This is a genomic window from Vibrio sinaloensis (genome assembly GCF_023195835.1).
In the GTDB taxonomy this organism is placed as follows: domain Bacteria; phylum Pseudomonadota; class Gammaproteobacteria; order Enterobacterales; family Vibrionaceae; genus Vibrio; species Vibrio sinaloensis_C.
Genome location: NZ_CP096200.1, coordinates 423705 through 441894, shown reverse-complemented (window position 1 = coordinate 441894; position 18190 = coordinate 423705). Strand labels below are relative to the sequence as shown.

The window sequence follows — 18190 nt, the reverse complement described above, 5'->3', positions numbered from 1 at the left end:
GTTACTTACTGACGTTACCCAACTGCAACCAGGTATCGATGACGGTATCAGGGTTGAGCGATACCGAACTGATGCCTTGTTCCATCAACCATTCAGCAAGATCTTCATGGTCAGAAGGGCCTTGGCCACAAATGCCGACATATTTGCCAGCTTTAGTCGCCGCATCAATCGCCATTTTAAGCATGGCTTTAACCGCTGGATTGCGCTCATCAAACAGGTGCGCGACATCTCCTGAGTCTCGGTCTAGGCCCAGTGTCAATTGGGTCATATCGTTGGAGCCAATAGAAAAACCATCAAAGTACTTGAGGAACTCATCGGCTAGCACGGCATTCGATGGTAGCTCGCACATCATAATCACTTTCAGTCCTTGATCGCCGCGGCGAAGATCGAACTTAGCCAATAGATCAATCACTGATGCCGCTTCGCTCGGCGTGCGGACAAACGGGATCATGATTTCGACATTTTTCAGGCCCATTTCATTGCGAACACGTTTGATCGCTTGAGTTTCGAGTTCAAAACAGTCCTCAAATACCGGAGAGATGTAACGCGAGGCACCGCGGAAGCCAAGCATCGGGTTCTCTTCATGCGGCTCGTAGTCTTGACCACCGACTAGATTGCTGTACTCGTTCGACTTGAAATCCGACATACGCACAATGACACGCTTTGGCCAGAATGCGGCGGCGATGGTCGCAATGCCTTCAGTCAGTTTGCTGACATAGAAGTCGATAGGGTCTTGGTAGCCACGAATACGCTGACTGATTTCAGCTTTCAGTTCGTCGCTCTGTTGGTCAAAATTGAGCAGGGCTTTGGGATGAATGCCGATCATCTTGTTGATAATGAATTCGAGTCGAGCTAGGCCAACCCCCTCGTTCGGGATTTGCGCAAAGTCGAAGGCGCGGTCTGGGTTACCGACATTCATCATCACTTTGGTTGGCAGCAGTGGCAGCTCGTCTACCGCTGAACGCTTAATTTCGAAATCTAACTCACCTTGGTAAACATAACCCGTTTCACCTTCGGCACAAGAGACAGTCACTGTCATACCATCGGTCAATTGCGTGGTCGCCTGACCACAACCGACGATAGCTGGAATGCCCAGTTCACGCGCAATGATTGCTGCATGACAAGTGCGCCCACCTCGGTTAGTCACAATCGCAGAGGCTTTTTTCATGACCGGCTCCCAGTCTGGGTCTGTCATGTCGGTCACCAGTACGTCGCCGTCTTGAACCAGCGACATTTGATCGAGTGAATCAACCAAGCGCACTGTTCCGGCGCCGATGCGCTGACCAATAGCTCGGCCTTCAATCAATACTTCAGCTTTGTTGTTTAGCTCATAGCGCTCAATGACGTTCTGCTCGCTTTGTGAACAAACGGTTTCTGGTCGGGCTTGCACTATATACAGCTTGCCATCAATACCATCTTTGGCCCACTCAATATCCATCGGACGCTGATAGTGCTGCTCAATGATCATCGCTTGTTTCGCCAGCTCTTTAATCTCGTCATCGTTTAGCGAGAAGCTCTGACGCTCTTGCTCATTGGTATCGATGATGTCTACTTGCTTGCCAATTTCTTGGTTGGCTGAGTAGATCATCTTGACCAGTTTAGAGCCGAAGGTTTTTTTGACGATTGGCTGGTGACCTGCCTCGAGTAACGGCTTGTGTACATAGAACTCATCAGGGTTAACCGCGCCTTGAACCACCATTTCACCCAGGCCCCAAGATGAGGTGATGAACACCACCTGATCAAAGCCTGATTCCGTGTCCAAAGTAAACATGACGCCAGAAGATGCTTTGTCTGAGCGCACCATGCGTTGGATGCCTGCCGACAGCGAGATACCACGATGATCGAATCCTTGGTGAACACGATATGAGATCGCGCGGTCGTTAAATAGAGAAGCGTAGACATGCTTGGTCGCTTCAAGCACTGCCTCTATGCCTTTGACATTGAGGAAGGTCTCTTGTTGACCGGCAAATGAGGCGTCGGGCAAATCTTCGGCGGTCGCAGACGAGCGCACCGCAACGGATAACTCGTCGTTGCCTTCGATGAGTGTGTGGTAATTGTCGCGAATCTCTTGCTCGAGATCAGCAGGGAAGGGGGCTTCTAGTACCCATTGACGGATAGTAGCACCTGTCTTGCGCAGAGCGTCTACATCGTCAACGTCTAGTTCATCTAACAATTGATGAATACGGTCATCCAGTCCTTCGTAATCAAGAAATTGGTTAAACGCATAAGAAGTGGTCGCAAAACCGTTCGGTACTGAAACGCCAGCGTTGGCTAGGTTAGAAACCATTTCGCCAAGTGAAGCATTTTTACCGCCGACTTTGTCGACATCTTCCATCGATAGACCATCGAACCAGAGGGTGTTTTTTTGCATGTCTTTCTCCAGAAACATTGCAGCGTAGGGATTTAAGGCAAACGATTACGTATAAGCTCAAAAAAATTCACTAGGAATTGTTAAAGCTGTGGGGGACGTAACAGCCAGCCAGGTTTTATTATCGATATTATGGCTAGTATCCTACTCAAAAGAATTTGAAAGTTTAAAATAAAATGCAAATTGAAAGTCAAAGTCGTGATGTGTTCTATGTTTCTGACGGAACCGCCATAACATGTGAGACATTGGGCCATGTTGTTCTGGGTCAATTTCCATTTCAAGCCAACGAGAAAACCTTTCCCTTTGTTGAAAGTGAAGACAAATTGGCTGATTTGGTCAAAGAGATCGACACTTCATACCAGAAAAATGGTGTCAAACCGTTAGTGTTCTTCTCGTTGGTATTGCCTGAGCTGCGAGAAAAACTACTCGCCGCCAACTGCTACGGTTACGATGTGCTCGAAAGCATCGTCCAGCGGGTGCAGGATGACATTCAAATGCAGCCCAAGCCGAAATTGCAGCGCTCACGCAGTGTTGGCCGTGACTCAGACAAATACTTCGATCGAATTGCGGCAATAGAGTACACCTTGGCTCACGATGATGGCATCACGCTCAAAGGGCTTGAGCAGGCTGATATCATCTTACTCGGCGTATCGCGCAGTGGTAAAACTCCAACTAGCCTTTACATGGCGATGCAGTTTGGTTTGCGAGTGGTTAACTATCCGTTTATTGATGATGATTTGGCACGTATGAAGCTGTTACCAGAATTTGAGATTTATCGTCACAAGCTGTTTGGGTTAACCATTAACCCCGAGCGTTTAACCGAAATTCGCGAAAACCGCTTGGCGGGCAGTGATTACGCCAGCAATGAGCAGTGCGTGCATGAACTACAAACCGTTGAGGCGCTGTTTCGCCGCGAAGCGATTCCTTATATCAATACCTCTTCTTTATCCGTAGAGGAAATCTCAACGCGGGTACTAGAGCGTACCGGTCTAAGGCGACAACTACTCTGAGCGCGCTTCCTCTACTCTCAGCTGTTGAAATTGCTCATCAAGCAACGCTTTGAGGCTGTCCGCGCTTTCGAGCTCTCGGGAAATAAGCATATAGAACTTATGCGGTTCCATATTTGGAATGGGGTGAAAGACAAACTCCTCGTCGATATAAGGTTGCTCTCGGTGAGTTTTGTTGCCATACAAGATTTCGCCCCAGCTTAAGTAAACATCGCACTCACCACTACTGAGCGATCTGAGCAGCTCTGGAATCGAGTGGCCGACCGGTTCAATATCACTAAGCTGGAAGTCTTGGTAGTTGTAGCTAAAGTTGCCGCATACTCGATAGGATTCGAGATCTTTGACATCTTTGATGTTCAAACCATTTGGAAATTGTTGGCTTGAAAATAAATAGTAGGGGGTGATGGTGTAATACCAGTCGGTATAGAGGTAATCGTCCGCACGCTCATCGCTATAAGAGGCACTGACCGAGAGATCGAAGGTGCCATTTTTTGTCCCTTTCAAACAGCGTGACCAAGAGGTGATGATGAAGTCATAGCTAACACCATGTTTACCAAGCGCGGCATCGAGAATGCGCTTATCAAACCCATCCACTTCATCTTGGCTTTGGGTTTGATAAGTGTAGGGGCGCCAATCAATCGCATCGCCACAGACAGTTAAGTGAGGAATATCGTCGAAGGCATGCCCGTTGACCACCTGCATATAGAGCAAGGCATTCGCTAAAACAATGGCTTGAATGAAGCGACGCATATCCATCTCCTTAGTTTGACGCTTTCTCCTGAGTATAGTTTAGCTTTGCGTCTTTTCCGTTAAGCGGCGGGATGTATGTAGGGAAAGCCTAAGGTGGGGTGGCGGCTGATGATCGCGTCATAATGGTAAACTTGTTTAAGTAATTGAGCACTCAAGGCGTTTTCTGGCCTGTCGTCACAGACTATTTTGCCATTGTGTAGCACGACCATACGGTCGGCAAACTGCGCAGCAAGGTTTAAGTCGTGTAGCACAACCACCACGGCGGCGTTGGTGTTTCGCGCAAGTTCGCGGGCAATTCGTAGCGTGTTTTGCTGATGGGCGAGATCGAGCGCCGAAGTGGGTTCATCGAGCATTAAAATTGTCTGCTCTCCTGAATAGGCAAGTTGAACCAGCACACGCGCCAGATGCAAGCGCTGTTTCTCTCCACCTGAAAGAGAGGGGTATGGGCGCTTCGCGAGGTGTAAGACGTCGGTCATTTCCATCTTCTCTTTTGCCAGTGAAGCCACCACCTTGCTTGGCTCGTCTAGCGGTATTGCGCCTAGTTCAACCACTTCATGGGCCAAAAAAGGAAAGCTGAGCGTGCTATGCTGAGGCAACATGCCCAGGTGCTTGGCGAGTTTTGCCAATGGCCATTGCTGTTTGGGAAGGCCGAAATAGCGAATGTCATTGTCTGATGGGATCTCGCCGCTAAGCAGCTTGAGTAGGGTACTTTTGCCCGCACCATTTGGCCCGAGCAATGCGGTCACTTGCCCACAATGAATATCAATGTTGATATCGTCGAGTACGGCTCTATCGGCAAATTTGAGCGATAGGTGACGGCCCGATAACGCAATCGTGCTCATTAGAGTATTCTTCCTCGTTGCTTAAACAATAGATAGATAAAGAAAGGGGCGCCGATGAGCGCAGTGACAATCCCGACCGGAAGCTCGGCAGGGGCAACAGCGATGCGCGCGAACATATCGGCACTGGTCAGCAGTAAGGCACCAAGTAGCGCCGAGAGAGGAAGCAGTGATTGATGGTTTGGTCCGGATATCATTCGACCTAGGTGAGGGATCACTAAACCGATAAAACCAATCATGCCAGCGACACTCACGGTCACCCCTACGCCGATCGCTGTCAGTAGGATCAATTGACGCTTGAGCGCTTGAACTTCAATCCCGAGATGACGCGCTTCCGCTTCGCCGAGCAGCAGCGCATTGAGCGCGGTGGCCTTGCGCAGAAACAGGGCGAGCAGCGTCGCCAATGTGACAGAGCAAAGCAGCAGACTGGCAGTGTTGGCACCGGCCAGAGAGCCCATTGACCACAGTGACAAGTCTCGTAGCATTTGGTCATCGGCGACAAAGTTCAAGTAACCAATGCCGGCTCCCGACAGTGCACTGATAGCGACACCAGCCAGTAGCATGATGGTTACCGAGGTGCCCATTTTACTGGTGCCAAGTTTGTACACCAAGATGGTCGTCAAGGCTCCGCCTATAAACGCGAACAGCGGCAGCGCCGCCACGTTCATAAATAGTGGATAACGCTCAGAGATAGAGGCAAACAAAACGATGGCAAGGGCAGCACCAAGCGAGGCACCGGCCGACACGCCAATAATCCCCGGCTCGGCCAGCGGGTTGCGAAACAGCCCCTGCATAACCGTGCCACACAGAGCTAAGATGGCGCCAACCAACATACACAGCAGAGTGCGTGGCACGCGGATATCGTGAATCACCAAATTGATGTGAGGCGCTAACTGCTCAGAGCGAAACACCAAGCTTTGTAAGCTTTGAGTGAAACTGATTTCCATTGGGCCCACAGTAATCGAGCTGAGCGCAGTTAGGGCAAGCGCTGCGGCAATAAACAACAGCAGATAGCGAAGCGGAGGACGACGTAACAACATATCGGGGTGCTCACTAGTCAATCAGAGCGCTAAGACGCTCAGCTTCAGCCAAGCTCTTAAGCCCCAGACCACCCACAAGGGCACGACCATCTATCTGGATCAAGCGCTTGTTTTTTCCGGCAGGAGTAGCAGCAAGCATCGGCATTTTCTCTAAAATGGCGTCAGCGCCGCCCAGTTTGTCGTAACTGCGGCCACTGACCAAGATAATATCCGGTTGCATTTGCACCAGAGCTTCAGTCGAAAGTGGCTTGTAAGAGGTGATCGTATCTGCGGCCGGGTTGATACCGCCAGCCAGTTCTACAATCGCATTCGGTGTTGTCTGTGCGCCGGCGACATTGGCGGGTCTGCCCTCGTGCAGCAGCAGAAACAGCACTTTTTTAGCGCTAAGCGAGTTGTTGGATTGATTGGCTTGCAGACGGGCAATTTGTTGACTTACTTGTTGGGTCAGCGCTTCTCCTTGCGTTTCAGCCCCGGTTAATTGGGCAATCTGTTCAATTCTTTTGATCAAACCTTGCGCTGTCGGCTCACTATTGACGATATCCACTGCCACTCCAGCGGAGCGAAGTTGACTTAATGTCGTCTGTGGTCCCATTTCATCAGAGCCAATAATCCGGTTCGGCCCTAATGCCAAGATACCCTCGGCGGAAAGTTGGCGATGGTAACCGATTTTAGGCAGTGTCATTTCAGCGGGCAGTGAACTGGTCACATCAACGGCGACGAGCTGTTGCTGTTGTTCTAAGGCAAATACAAGCTCAGTTACCGCGCTGCCCGCACTGACGATTCTAGAATCGGCAGCGCTGGTTGCGCTAGCAAGAGCAATAAACACGGCGCCAACGGCGCGAAAAAAGGTGCGATTTAACATAGGAGAACTCGATTATTGATTTTCTTCAGTAAGCAACTGAGTTGCTTGGATGCCATTTTGTTGCAAAAACCCGAGCAGCTTGACGAGGTGTTGCACCTCTGCTGTTTTATCGGCGCCGATAACAATCGGGGTCTGCTTAGTGTTGTGCTCATCTAACAGCGCTAAGGTAAAGTTTTGCCAATCAAGATAACGCTGACCATTGATCGCCCAATAAGGCTCCTCGGCTAATAGATTGACAGTAATTGATTTTTGGTCGACCTCAGCCACTGCGGGTGAATCAGACGCGGGCAGATCGACATCCAAGGATTCCAACTTTACTGCTGCGGTGAGCATTAAAAACACCATCACGATAAAGATGATGTCGAGCAGAGGCGTGAGATCAGGGCTTAACCCCATACTCGTGGTTGGTTGTGGTGCTTTGATCATTGAGTGACCTCAGTAAGCGCAGTCTCAGGTGTTGACTCAACGTCGGTGCAATCAGGTTGCCAACCGATCCCTTCTAACCATAAGTTGACGTAATTCAACGTATGTTCGAGCTTGGCCATCACTCGGTCTGCCCATAAACCCAGTAGTTGAGCGCCGGCAATCGCAGGTAGAGCGATCATCAAGCCAGCGGCAGTGGTGCGCATGGCGAGGCCCAATCCATCCGCCAAATCATTCGGGGTAATGTTGCCAGTAGATGCGGCGACGCCTTTAAACATGTCAATCAGTCCCAGCACGGTACCGAGTAGACCAATCAGCGGACTGATAACACCAATCAAAGTCAGTAAGCGTAATCCAGAGTTAAGCTGGTGGCGTTTCTCATGTAGCCACATTCCAGCGGCATCTTCGCGAAGAGACTTGGCAAAAGAGTGGTGCGATAACAGCATCGCCACACCCTGATACAGCAAGGGGCGTTTGCTCGACATCGAATCGGCGAGCGCTTCAATTTGCTGGCTATTGGTTGGACTGATCGTGAGTAGCTGTTTGCGAATCGCGCGTTTGCCCACGCCTAGGCTCAGTAACACTTGAAATAGGCGCTCGGCAATGATCATCACCGTCAGGGTTGAACAAATCACCAACGGCCAGGTCATCAAGCCAAGGTGCTGTTGTAGTTGTTGTATCTGTTCCATTATTAATCCAATTTAAAACGAATAGGGATTTGCACGCGATGGGCCATTTTTTGTCCATCGACAGAGTGGGGCGAAAATTGCCACTGCTTGATCGCCTCTAAGGCCGATTTGTCGAGCACGGTTGCACCAGATGAGGAGATCAGCACTTGTTTTAATTGCTTACCCTCTTCATCAAGCCAAACTTCATACAAAGCGACGCCTTCGATACCGCGTTTGCGCGCGAGTCGAGGGTATTGCGGTGCCGAGGGACGCGATAAAAACGAAGGGCGAGTAACTAAGACCGGCTGTGAACTCACGCCGCTGTTGACCTGCTTTTCTTGCGTCTCAGTCGGTGGTACCGGCGCTGGGCGCACTTCTTCCACCTTGCTCTTTTGCTCTGGCTTATTGGGGGCTGTATCCGGCTTTTTGGCGACAGGTTCACGCGCGACTTTTCGCGATGGCTCAACCTTCTGCTTGATCACCTTGTTGTTTTTCGGCTTTTTAACAACGGGTTTAGACACGGCTTTGGTCGCCTCAACCGGTGGCTTAGGTTTTGCTGTTGTCGTTTCCTGTGGTGTTGTTTTGGATTGCGCCTTGGATTCACTTGGCGCAGGCTTAGGTTTTGGCAGCGCAGCAAAGTTAATCGATACCGCGTTCGACTGCGCGCCTGCTGGCATGGCGAATGCCTTTTGTTGCTGCGTAACCATCAGCAGTGCAGAATGCGCTGCCAAAGAGATACCTGCTGCAATAGCGTATCGCTTGATGTTCACTTCTCTCGCCCTCTAACTATCATTGATAGTAAAACTGCGCTGATTATTGCCTAGAATGCAAATAAGATCAATTATCAATTGCATTATCATTATTGGCAAATTATGATCCGCTGCAGATTTGATAATTGTCGTTTAAGGCTAGAGCCATTAAGCGCTGAGAGAGCGATAAAATGCTTAACATCCATCATTTTGGTGAATCTATTTTAGGGGCGGATCATCCCGATCCGCTTCGGTTTGCGTTTGAGCAAAAGCGCTCTGCCCATGCGGGAGGCTTTGGCACAGTAGTGTCACCTGCGCAGCAGCAACCGACACTCAACCATCTGTATCAGCATCAAGCTGGCAAGCATGAGAAACGCTGTTTGTACATTCATATCCCATTTTGCCGAGTGCGCTGCACGTTTTGTAATTTCTTTCAAAACGCAGCCAGTCGGCAAATGGTGGATGACTACTTCGATGCTCTCGTCAAAGAGATTGAACATAAAGCGTCGTTGCCGTGGACTCAGTCTGGCCTGTTTCATGCCGTCTATGTCGGTGGAGGCACGCCCACCGACCTTTCAGCCAAACAGATCGAGCAATTGGGTCAGTTGATTCGAAGCCGATTCCCACTTAGCACCGACTGTGAAATTACCTTGGAAGGAAGGATCAATCGTTTTAGTGACGAGATGTTTGATCGAGCGCTGGAAGGAGGGTTTAACCGTTTCTCGTTTGGCGTGCAAAGTTTTAATACTCAAGTTCGCCGCAGTGCAAAACGCCTCGATGATCGCGACGCAGTACTGGAGCGAGTGGCAAGCCTCAGTGCGAGTCAGGCAGCGCCGATTATTATCGATTTGCTGTATGGATTGCCTTACCAAACTCTCGAAGTGTTTGAACAGGACTTAAACGATTTTCTCTCCACTGGCGCGCATGGCTTGGATTTGTATCAGCTGGTGGTGGGGGGGAGTGCCCCTATGCTCAACTTGGTGGAAAAAGGCAAGCTGCCGACACCGGCGACCAGCGCGCAAAAAGCCGACATGTATCAGCTCGGAGATGCCTTCATGCGTTCACATCGGATCAAGCAATTGAGCGTGAACCATTGGGCGCTCGACAACCGCGAACGCAGTCAATACAACTCGCTGGCCAAGACTTACGCCCAAGTGCTGCCGATAGGTTGTGGAGCCGGGGGCAACATTGGCGGCTACTCTATGATGAACCACCGCACACTCAACACATACATGGAAGCGATGAAATCGGACCAAAGTACGATTGCCATGTTGAGCAAACAGCACCCCCTAGAGCCTGTGTTTGCGGCGTTGAAATCGGGTTTTGACTCAGGCTTTCTCGCCAAGCGGTTGATGCCAAGCGTCTTCGGTGTCAATGCGTTTGACTATTTGGCGCCACTCTTTGGCGTATGGCAAGAAAAAGGCTTGGTCCAGCTTGAGCAACACACGCTGAGTTTAACCTTGGCAGGTCGCTTTTGGGCAGTGAGTCTCGCCCAAGCCTGTATTGAGGTATTAGATTATCAACAACAAAGCGCGATTGATGTCGTTGCAGTATAAATGGAATCACCATGAATCAATTATCACAACAAGTGGCTTTACTGCTTGAGCAAGAGCCCACTTTACTTCCTTCGGCAATAGCAGAGAAACTCGGTGTGTCTGAGTATGACGTAGTGGCTTCATTGCCGGCTGATATGGTTACCCTAGTGGAGGGTGAACAAGCTCAATCCATCCTTGAAGGCCTGGTTGGTTTTGGTCCAGTGACCACAATCGTGCACTCATTTGGCTCTATTTTTGAGGTGAAAGCGCCGTTTCCGAAAGGCAAAGTCGCTCGTGGCTATTACAACTTAATGGGGCGAGAAGGTGAGTTACATGGTCACCTCAAGCTTGAGAACATCAAACACGTCGCTTTGGTCAGCAAGCCGTTTATGGGCCGAGAGAGCCACTATTTTGGTTTCTTTTGCGTGCAAGGAAACAACATCTTTAAAGTTTACCTTGGTCGCAATGAGAAGCGTGAACTGATTGCCGATCAAGTTGCCCAATTTAAACAGTGGCAACAAGAATTAAAAAAATAATCAATTTAGAGAAAGGTAGGAGAGCCAACATGGATCAAAAGGTCAAGCAAGAGCGACTACAGGGGCGTTTGGGACCAGAAATCAAAGAGTTTCGTCAGCAGAGACAGACGCTACAATTGGCAACGGTGGATGAGCAGGGGCGTCCCAATGTCAGCTATGCGCCATTTGTGCAAAATCAGCAGGGCTACTTCGTGCTAATTTCTGAAATCGCTCGCCATGCTCGTAACTTGCAAGTGAATCCTAATGTGTCGATCATGATGATTGAGGATGAACAAGAAGCCAAACAGCTCTTTGCGCGTAAGCGTCTGACTTTTGATGCCGTTGCAACCGTGGTCCCCCGCGACAGTGAGCAGTGGCAACAAGTCATTGCGCAAATGGAGCAGCGATTTGGTGAAATCATTGAGGGTTTGAGTCAGCTGCAAGATTTTGTTTTGTTCAACTTCAAAGCAGAAAAAGGGCTGTTTGTGAAAGGTTTCGGCCAAGCTTACCAAGTGGCTGGAGACGACTTAGTTGATTTTGTTCACTTGCAAGAAGGACACAAAAAAGTCTCGTAGTGACTATTGGGTCATGAGCCAGTAATCTACCACCAAGGAGCCAAGTCGGCTCCTTTGTTGTTACTAAGGAATTTGATATGCGCCCAGTGAGCAAAGATCACGGAGAAATCTGCTACCCATTCATTTACGAGCAAAGCCCAGTTTGTGACTTTGAAATTGCAGCTGATGAGTTGTGCAGTCGTATTGGTTTAGTGCTGACCATGGACTTGGATGATTTAACCCGACACATCTTGAATCGGGTACAACCCAACGTGTATCACTTGAACGGTTCTGTGCGTGGCAAAATGGCGATTGAAGAGTCGCAGTTGCAGGAACTCTATCGCGACTACAATACGCTACGTGACAAGCTGGATGGCGGTTTCAAAGGTTTTGTTTTGCCAGGTGGACATCCGATTGCTGCGGAACTGCATCTGTGTCGTACACAGGCAAAGAAAATCGTGAGAGCTTTGGTCGCCGTTGAACATTCTGGTAAAAAATCGCCCGCGCCGATTCTGTTTCGATATGCCAATCTACTGGCCAACGTCATGTACGCATTAGCTTCCTACACCAATCATATTCATGCGGTGCAGGAAACTGAGTTCGTTAGCCGCAGTTACTGACGATTAAAAGCTAGAGTCCGGCTGTTCGAGGAAAGCTAACTCTTGCTCACTACTTTCGCGACCCAAAATCTTATTGCGATGCGGGTAGCGACCAAACTGGTCGATAATGGCTTTATGTTTAAGCTCAAACTCATAGTTATGTTCTAGGCCTGGTGTATTGAACAACACCAGCGCTTGGGTGTGAATGAGAGCCGACTCGCTGTGCATATAAGGCATGTAGAGAAAACTGCGCTGCTCAATAGGCAGTTTCTGATCAACGCCTAAACTAACCGCTTCTTGAGCGAGGGCTAAGGCGAGCGGGTCTTGACTAAATGCACGTGGTGTATTGCGGTAGATATTTCGTGAAAATTGGTCGAGGACGATAATTTCCGCTAAACGCCCTTGCGCACTATCACGCCAGTGGGCAAGTTCGCATTGTGCGGCGCGCTCTAGTAGCGGTAAAAACCGAGAGGTGATGCGCTGGTCTAATTCAAGGCTGCTGCTAAACCAATCTTTCGGCTCGAGCTCATGAAACCAAAACTGAATTACGTCGTCTGGCTGAGTGTGTTCCGTCATCGCATGCTCCTTATTCGTTTACTTGATGATGGATGAGCCTCGCCAGCTTTGCAACTGCACCTTGCCAATCGGGGTGAGAGGTATAGTTAGAGCAGCTAAACCGAATGCAGTGACGATACTGGCCTTGTGTCGCAAACAAAGTGCCAGGCAAAATTGAAATAGCGTGTTGTTTGGCTTGTTGGTAAAGACGTTCGCTGTCTGTGCTTTCGGGTAATATCAACCAAACAATAAAAGAGCCTTGTGGGCAGTGCAGCTGATACTGACCAGTTAAGTTGGGATATTGGTCAAGCGCCGATGACAACTGAAGGCAAAACTGGCGCGTTTTTGTCTGATAGTCGCGTTGCATTTTCTTCACGTGCTGTTTGTATTTGCCGCGACTAAGAAAGTCTGCTACCGCCGACTGCATTAGGTTCAAGCTGCCCATATTATCGCTGACCAAGAACTTTTCTATTATTCCTTGATAGCGCCCGGCGGCAATCCAGCCAATGCGTAGCCGAGAGTCGAGCATTTTAGACAGCGAGTTCACATAGATCACTCTATCCTGAGTATCCAGCGCTTTCAGTGTGGGCAGAGGCGCTTCAAAACTGAGAGCGCCAAACACATCATCTTCAATGATAGCGATGGATTGTGCCGCCTCGAGTAGAGCTATTCGCTTGTCGAGAGGCATTCTCGCCCCGGTTGGATTGGTGAAGTTTGGTGTGACCACGATAGCTTGGATTGGCCACTGCTCAATCGCATCTTTCAACTGTTTTGGGTCCATTCCGGTGCGCGGGCAACTGGGGATCTCGACCACTTGCAAGCCCAATGACTCCATCAGCAATAGATTGCCAAAGTAGCAAGGTGACTCTACCGCGACGATGTCGCCGGGACGGGTAATCGCACGAAGCGCCAGACTGATCGCTTGCTGAGCGCCATGAGTGATGGCGATGTCACTACTTGATACCGGAGCACCTAACTCACGGCTGATTTTACTGACGTGATCGATCAGTAGCTGATTGCCGGGAGGGAGCTGATAGTGACTTGGGGTGTGACTTTGCTGGCGACTATGGCGTCCTATTTCGGCATAGAGGGAGCGAATGGCAGGGGAATCAATGCATGGGTGCGCAGAGCCGGTTGCCAACCACTCTAGTTGCGATGAGTAACTAAGGATCTCTTTGCAGCGTGACAGCAGATCGACGGGATTCGGCGGTGAAACATGCGTTTTGACTATCGGCGCTGAGCATACCCGGTAGCCAGACTTTTCGATAGCTTTGATAAAACCTTGTGCTTCAAGCTCGTGATAGGCCCGGATGACGGTATTTTTGCTGACGTTGAGTTCGTTGCTCAGCGCTCTGATTGACGGAAGTTTGTCGTCTTTGCTCAGGTGCCCTTGTTCAATCTTCGCTTTAATGTATCCCTCGACCATCAAGTATTTACTGCTGAGGTTCATAAATCTGTACCCATATAAAAAATGCCACCTGTGCCTTTAAGCTTTTTCTGTACCTAATAAAGTAACTGTATTCACTATAGAAAAGCCAGAGTAACAGCAATGTTGATTCGATTAATTCCATTTGTGTTTGTGGTGCTGTGGGCCTCAGGCTTTGTCGGCGCCAGGTTCGGCCTTCAATACGCTGAGCCTGCGACCTTACTTTCAATCCGAATGCTCGCCAATGTCGCCCTGTTTGCGCTGCTTATCGTGTTGCTAAGGCGGCGTTTGCCAACAGGCTATGCATTACTTCACTGCGCTGTGGTTGGGGTATTGATTCACGGGTTTTACTTGGGCGGTACCTATATCGCGATCGATTTGGGGATGCCGTCAGGGTTGGCCTCACTGCTAGTCGGCTTACAACCAATTGTCACCGCTTTACTGCTCGTTGGCTTTGCTAGGCAAACGTTTAAGCCCTCGCAGTGGCTGGGATTAGGACTGGGTTTTGTGGGCATCAGCTTAGTCCTGCTTGGCAAAATGGATTGGCAGTCAGAGCAGCATCGAGCATTAGCGGTGATGGTGTGCATGATGTCTCTGGTTGGTATTACCTTGGGCACCCTGTATCAAAAAAAATTCTGCCAAGGGGTTGATCTTGTTGGCAGTGCGACAGTGCAGTATTTTGCTGCCGGCTTGCTATTTGCCCCCTATGCACTGAGTTTTGAGACTATGCAAGTGGAGTGGAGTACCACATTTGTTTTCACTTTGATTTGGTTAGTGGTTGTCCTCTCTTGTGTGGCGATTCTGCTGCTCCTGTATATGGTCGAGCATGGCGCAGCGGCAAACGTAGCATCCGTTTTTTATCTTGTGCCACCCACCACGGCACTCCAAGCTTGGATCATGTTTGGTGAGAGCTTTGACGAGTTAGGCTTACTCGGTTTTATCTGCGCTGCTGGCGCGGTTTATCTGGTGGCCGCAGCACCCTCATTTAAGCTATTTAAGCCCGCGTTAAAAAATTAATTCTCTTCCGGCTTAGAAGTTCGTTATTGATTGAACTAATTTTAAATAAGGAACCAATGGAGGGCGAGAGAGTGTGTGATTATAAATCTATCCGTCGCTGGGCAATGGCGACCATGATAACGCTCTGGGCCAGCGCAGCCCTTGGGGCTGGGAATGACTTGCGCGACATTAAGTTTTACACCGAAGCTTACCCTCCAGCTAACTACATGAAAGATGGGAAAATAACCGGCTATTCTGTGGACCTGCTACTGGCAGCGAGTGAAATGGTCGATGAGCCCATTTCCCTGTCGCAAATAACTCTGCAACCTTGGGCGCGCTCCTATCGAATGGTGCTGACGCGTAAAAATTCTGTACTGTTTTCCACCACGCGCTCTGAGCATCGAGAACAGTTATTCCGCTGGGTTGGACCTATCGTTGATATCAATGTTGTGGTTCTCGCTCGTAAAGATGCCAACATCGTCATCAACGAGCCGCTGGATATGGCGCAGTATCGAATTGGTGTTATCCGCGACGATATCGGCGAGCAGAGCTTACTAGAGCTGGGTATTCCCAGAGACGCGATGCAAGAAGCCTCTTACGTCACTGTGCTTGCAGAGCAGCTAATGAAAAAGCGGATTGATTTGTTGGTTTACGGACAGCGCGCCGCCTATTGGTGGTCGAGACAAGCGGGCGTCGACCCAGAGATGTTTGAAACCGTTTATGTGGTGAAACAAGGTGATGTGTATTATGCACTGAACCGAGAAACCCCGCCTGAGGTAGTCAACAAGCTACAAAAAGGGCTAGATATGCTCAAACAAACCGATGCAGAAGGGCGTAGCCGCTATCAGGAAATTTTGGCTAACTACTAGTTTGGCAAACAACAGCGAAGGCAGCGATAATGCTGCCTTCTGTTAGTTTCACACTTTGGCTTTTTTCACAAAGTAAGGGTTGTCATATTTCTTCGGACTACCCAGTTCAGACACCACTAACTTATTCCACAGTGCAAGGTCAAACTCACCTTTGGGGATAGAAGGATACAGAGTGTCCGCCTCCTCGTTAGCAAAGCGCATAAATTGCTTTTTCTTAATCTGATTGTATTTGCGCGCCACGCGGTTATGCTTGGCGATCCACTCTTGCTTAAATGCGAGAAGCCCAGGCTCTGCTTTCTCCAGCGGTAAACGAGACAAGTAAATGCGTTTGTATGAGACTTTTCGATCCAGCATAGTTCGCATCGCGGTTTGAATGTATTTACCGTGATGGGTGATCGAAATGTTGTTCTCGTCGAATGGCTGTACACACCAGCCAGTAGGCAGAAAGCTGGATTTGCGATACTGCTTGTTTCTTACTTCAATTGCCTGGTGCATGACAAGATCAGAAGTACCATTAAAGGTCTGTTGCCATTTTCCAATGCGGATCTGGATAGCGGTCGGCAATCGATAAATATTGGTAAATTTATCTTGTTCCATATATGAATACACTATGTTACGTCGATAGAATAAAGACAAAGTATTGGAGGCGATCTCGGTCACCCGATGGCCATCAACCCAAGAAAGGGCAGAGCATTATCGGCATAGTGTAGTGAAAAGCGTTGCGACTAGCTAGTTGATAATGACAATAATAAGTCGATTGTGAGACGGCTTAAGCTAACGTTGGTTATATAACTTTGCCGCCAAATATGCATTATCACACATATTTATAGATAGATTTGTTACAAAAAGCCCTTATCAAGATGATAAGGGCTTGGTCTAAAAACGAGTGAATCGTTAGTCGTAAATTGTTGGAATCGGCTCACGTTTATGTTGGGTGACGGTGTAGATGTGTATTAGGCGGTCAACCACTTGCTGAGAGACAGGTTTGCCCTCCAAGAAGTCATCGATTTGGTCGTAAGTGAGATTGAGTGCATCTTCATCGGCTTTTTGTGGGGCAAGCTCTTCTAAATCAGCGGTCGGTACCTTCTTAACCAATAGCTCTGGTGCGCCTAGGGTCGCGGCAAGTTGGCGAACCTGACGTTTACTGAGTCCGAATAGCGGTGCCAAGTCACAGGCACCGTCACCAAATTTAGTGTAAAAACCGGTGATGTTTTCTGCCGAGTGATCGGTGCCAATCACCAATCCACCCACATAGCCGGCGATTTCATATTGTGCCACCATGCGAGCTCGGGCTTTGACGTTACCTTTTACAAAGTCAATTTTCGCGCTGTCTTGTGGTAGCAATCCGGTGCCTTCAAGAGCAGTGTGGCTAGCCGCATGTAAACCGTCAACGCCGGCTTTGATGTTGACCGATACCGAGTGGGTTGGTTGGATAAACTTAAGAGCAATTTGCGCTTCGTCTTCGTCTTTTTGCTCACCGTAAGGCAGTCGCACTGCGATGAACTGATAGCCACCCTCAGTTTCTTGGTTCAGCTCGTTTACCGCTAGCTGCGCCAAGCGGCCACAGGTGGTAGAGTCGACACCGCCACTGATACCGAGTATCAGTGATTTGCAGCCCGCTTCTTGTAGTTTACGTTTAATGAACGCCACGCGTCGTGAGATTTCAAATTGAGGGTCAATCGTTGGCAGAACACGCATTTCATCGCGAATCAACTGTTCCATTATGTTTCCTTCCTGCAAGCAATGTATTCAAAAACGGATAAATTTATCAGGTCTCCCTCACCGGGATTTCTCAGTGATGAAGAGGACGTGTTAAACTCTCCGTGCCTTATCATACCTTAAACAACAAATTAGAAAACCGTGATCACAGTTTTCGTCAATAGTGAATGGGACCCATGAGTAAGATTGCTGTATTTGGAAGTGCATTTAATCCACCAAGTTTAGGCCACAAAAGCGTGATTGAGTCTTTGTCTCACTTTGACAAGGTTGTTCTGCTGCCGAGTATTTCACACGCTTGGGGCAAACAGATGCTTGACTACTCAGTGCGTTGTCAACTGGTCGATGCATTCATGCAAGATCTGTCGATGGTCAATGTTGAGCGTAGTGAGGTAGAAGAGCGACTGTTCGAACCTGGTAACAGTGTGACCACCTATGCGGTATTAGAGGCGCTAGAACAGCAATATCCAGACAGTCAGCTCACCTTCGTTATTGGCCCGGATAATTTGTTCAGTTTTGCCAAGTTTTACCGCGCCGAGGAGATCTTACGTCGCTGGTCATTATTGAGTTGTCCCGAGAAAGTGGCCGTGCGCAGCACTGATATTCGCTTTGCGCTTAGTCGCGGTCAAGATGTCAGCCATATGACCACCTCTTCAGTGGCCAATTTGCTGCTCGAACACCAGTGTTACGCCAGCATACAATCTCAGGATTAGCGTCTG

At 49.1% G+C, this 18190-nt stretch carries 20 protein-coding genes; 8 read left to right on the top strand and 12 right to left on the bottom strand.

Going from position 1 to position 18190, the window contains the following annotated elements; translation table 11 throughout:
* Window position 1: 1 nt before the first annotated feature.
* Window positions 2–2389: a phosphoenolpyruvate synthase gene (ppsA, locus tag MTO69_RS15605; RefSeq protein WP_248335361.1), complete on the bottom strand. Its 2388-nt coding sequence runs from the start codon at window positions 2387–2389 to the stop codon at window positions 2–4.
* 155 nt (window positions 2390–2544) lie between these two features.
* Here ppsA and ppsR point away from each other — a divergent pair, with 155 nt between their 5' ends.
* Window positions 2545–3378, top strand: coding sequence for a posphoenolpyruvate synthetase regulatory kinase/phosphorylase PpsR (gene ppsR / locus MTO69_RS15600; RefSeq protein ID WP_248335359.1), 834 nt, complete (start codon window positions 2545–2547; stop codon window positions 3376–3378).
* On the opposite strand, the gene MTO69_RS15595 is transcribed toward ppsR, so the two are convergent.
* Genes MTO69_RS15595 through MTO69_RS15565 form a run of 7 tightly spaced genes read right to left on the bottom strand, consistent with a single transcriptional unit; the run spans window position 3370 to window position 8727 of the window.
* Window positions 3370–4125 carry a substrate-binding periplasmic protein gene (locus tag MTO69_RS15595; protein WP_248335357.1) on the bottom strand — a complete coding sequence of 252 codons (756 nt, stop codon included), beginning with the start codon at window positions 4123–4125 and terminating at the stop codon, window positions 3370–3372. The two genes, ppsR and MTO69_RS15595, sit on opposite strands and share 9 nt — an antisense overlap.
* A gap of 59 nt (window positions 4126–4184) precedes the next feature.
* Complete coding sequence (locus MTO69_RS15590) at window positions 4185–4967, bottom strand: heme ABC transporter ATP-binding protein (protein ID WP_248335355.1); 783 nt, start codon at window positions 4965–4967, stop codon at window positions 4185–4187.
* Entirely contained in the window at window positions 4967–6004 is a 1038-nt protein-coding gene (locus tag MTO69_RS15585; RefSeq protein ID WP_248335354.1) for a FecCD family ABC transporter permease, read from the bottom strand. The genes MTO69_RS15590 and MTO69_RS15585 overlap by 1 nt, the downstream gene beginning before the upstream one ends.
* 13 nt (window positions 6005–6017) lie before the next feature.
* Window positions 6018–6866: a heme/hemin ABC transporter substrate-binding protein gene (locus MTO69_RS15580; RefSeq protein WP_248335352.1), complete on the bottom strand. Its 849-nt coding sequence runs from the start codon at window positions 6864–6866 to the stop codon at window positions 6018–6020.
* A gap of 12 nt (window positions 6867–6878) precedes the next feature.
* Complete coding sequence (locus MTO69_RS15575) at window positions 6879–7292, bottom strand: ExbD/TolR family protein (RefSeq protein WP_248335350.1); 414 nt, start codon at window positions 7290–7292, stop codon at window positions 6879–6881.
* On the bottom strand, window positions 7289–7978 hold the full coding sequence (locus MTO69_RS15570; protein WP_248335347.1) for a MotA/TolQ/ExbB proton channel family protein: 690 nt from the start codon (window positions 7976–7978) through the stop codon (window positions 7289–7291). Before MTO69_RS15570 ends, MTO69_RS15575 begins: the two co-directional genes overlap by 4 nt.
* Before the next feature lie 2 nt (window positions 7979–7980).
* Window positions 7981–8727 carry an energy transducer TonB gene (locus tag MTO69_RS15565; protein ID WP_248335345.1) on the bottom strand — a complete coding sequence of 249 codons (747 nt, stop codon included), beginning with the start codon at window positions 8725–8727 and terminating at the stop codon, window positions 7981–7983.
* Window positions 8728–8897: 170 nt separating this feature from the next.
* On the opposite strand from MTO69_RS15565, the gene hutW reads away from it, so the two are divergent.
* From hutW to MTO69_RS15545, 4 genes are all read left to right on the top strand, one after another.
* Entirely contained in the window at window positions 8898–10262 is a 1365-nt protein-coding gene (gene hutW, locus MTO69_RS15560; RefSeq protein ID WP_248335344.1) for a heme anaerobic degradation radical SAM methyltransferase ChuW/HutW, read from the top strand.
* Window positions 10263–10273: 11 nt separating this feature from the next.
* Complete coding sequence (gene hutX, locus MTO69_RS15555) at window positions 10274–10777, top strand: heme utilization cystosolic carrier protein HutX (protein ID WP_248335342.1); 504 nt, start codon at window positions 10274–10276, stop codon at window positions 10775–10777.
* 29 nt (window positions 10778–10806) lie between these two features.
* A complete protein-coding gene (gene hutZ / locus MTO69_RS15550) occupies window positions 10807–11331 on the top strand; it encodes a heme utilization protein HutZ (protein WP_248335340.1) in 525 nt (174 codons plus the stop codon).
* 77 nt (window positions 11332–11408) lie between these two features.
* Window positions 11409–11930 carry an ATP:cob(I)alamin adenosyltransferase gene (locus tag MTO69_RS15545; protein ID WP_248335338.1) on the top strand — a complete coding sequence of 174 codons (522 nt, stop codon included), beginning with the start codon at window positions 11409–11411 and terminating at the stop codon, window positions 11928–11930.
* A 3-nt stretch (window positions 11931–11933) separates the two neighbouring features.
* Here the strand turns inward: MTO69_RS15545 and MTO69_RS15540 are convergent, their stop codons facing one another.
* Window positions 11934–12485, bottom strand: coding sequence for a DUF924 family protein (locus MTO69_RS15540; RefSeq protein ID WP_248335336.1), 552 nt, complete (start codon window positions 12483–12485; stop codon window positions 11934–11936).
* A 10-nt stretch (window positions 12486–12495) separates the two neighbouring features.
* A complete protein-coding gene (locus MTO69_RS15535; protein WP_248335334.1) occupies window positions 12496–13914 on the bottom strand; it encodes a PLP-dependent aminotransferase family protein in 1419 nt (472 codons plus the stop codon).
* Between the two features lie 99 nt (window positions 13915–14013).
* On the opposite strand from MTO69_RS15535, the gene MTO69_RS15530 reads away from it, so the two are divergent.
* Both MTO69_RS15530 and MTO69_RS15525 read left to right on the top strand, forming a co-directional pair.
* On the top strand, window positions 14014–14907 hold the full coding sequence (locus MTO69_RS15530) for a DMT family transporter (RefSeq protein ID WP_248335332.1): 894 nt from the start codon (window positions 14014–14016) through the stop codon (window positions 14905–14907).
* 104 nt (window positions 14908–15011) lie between these two features.
* Window positions 15012–15755, top strand: a complete 744-nt coding sequence (locus MTO69_RS15525; RefSeq protein ID WP_248335651.1) for a substrate-binding periplasmic protein — start codon at window positions 15012–15014, stop codon at window positions 15753–15755.
* Window positions 15756–15803: 48 nt separating this feature from the next.
* On the opposite strand, the gene MTO69_RS15520 is transcribed toward MTO69_RS15525, so the two are convergent.
* On the bottom strand, window positions 15804–16352 hold the full coding sequence (locus tag MTO69_RS15520; RefSeq protein ID WP_248335330.1) for a hypothetical protein: 549 nt from the start codon (window positions 16350–16352) through the stop codon (window positions 15804–15806).
* A gap of 297 nt (window positions 16353–16649) precedes the next feature.
* Window positions 16650–17477 (bottom strand): ammonia-dependent NAD(+) synthetase, encoded by an 828-nt coding sequence (nadE, locus tag MTO69_RS15515; RefSeq protein ID WP_248335328.1) that lies wholly within the window; start codon window positions 17475–17477, stop codon window positions 16650–16652.
* A gap of 173 nt (window positions 17478–17650) precedes the next feature.
* Here nadE and MTO69_RS15510 point away from each other — a divergent pair, with 173 nt between their 5' ends.
* Window positions 17651–18184, top strand: coding sequence for a nicotinate-nicotinamide nucleotide adenylyltransferase (locus MTO69_RS15510; RefSeq protein WP_248335326.1), 534 nt, complete (start codon window positions 17651–17653; stop codon window positions 18182–18184).
* Window positions 18185–18190 lie beyond the last annotated feature (6 nt).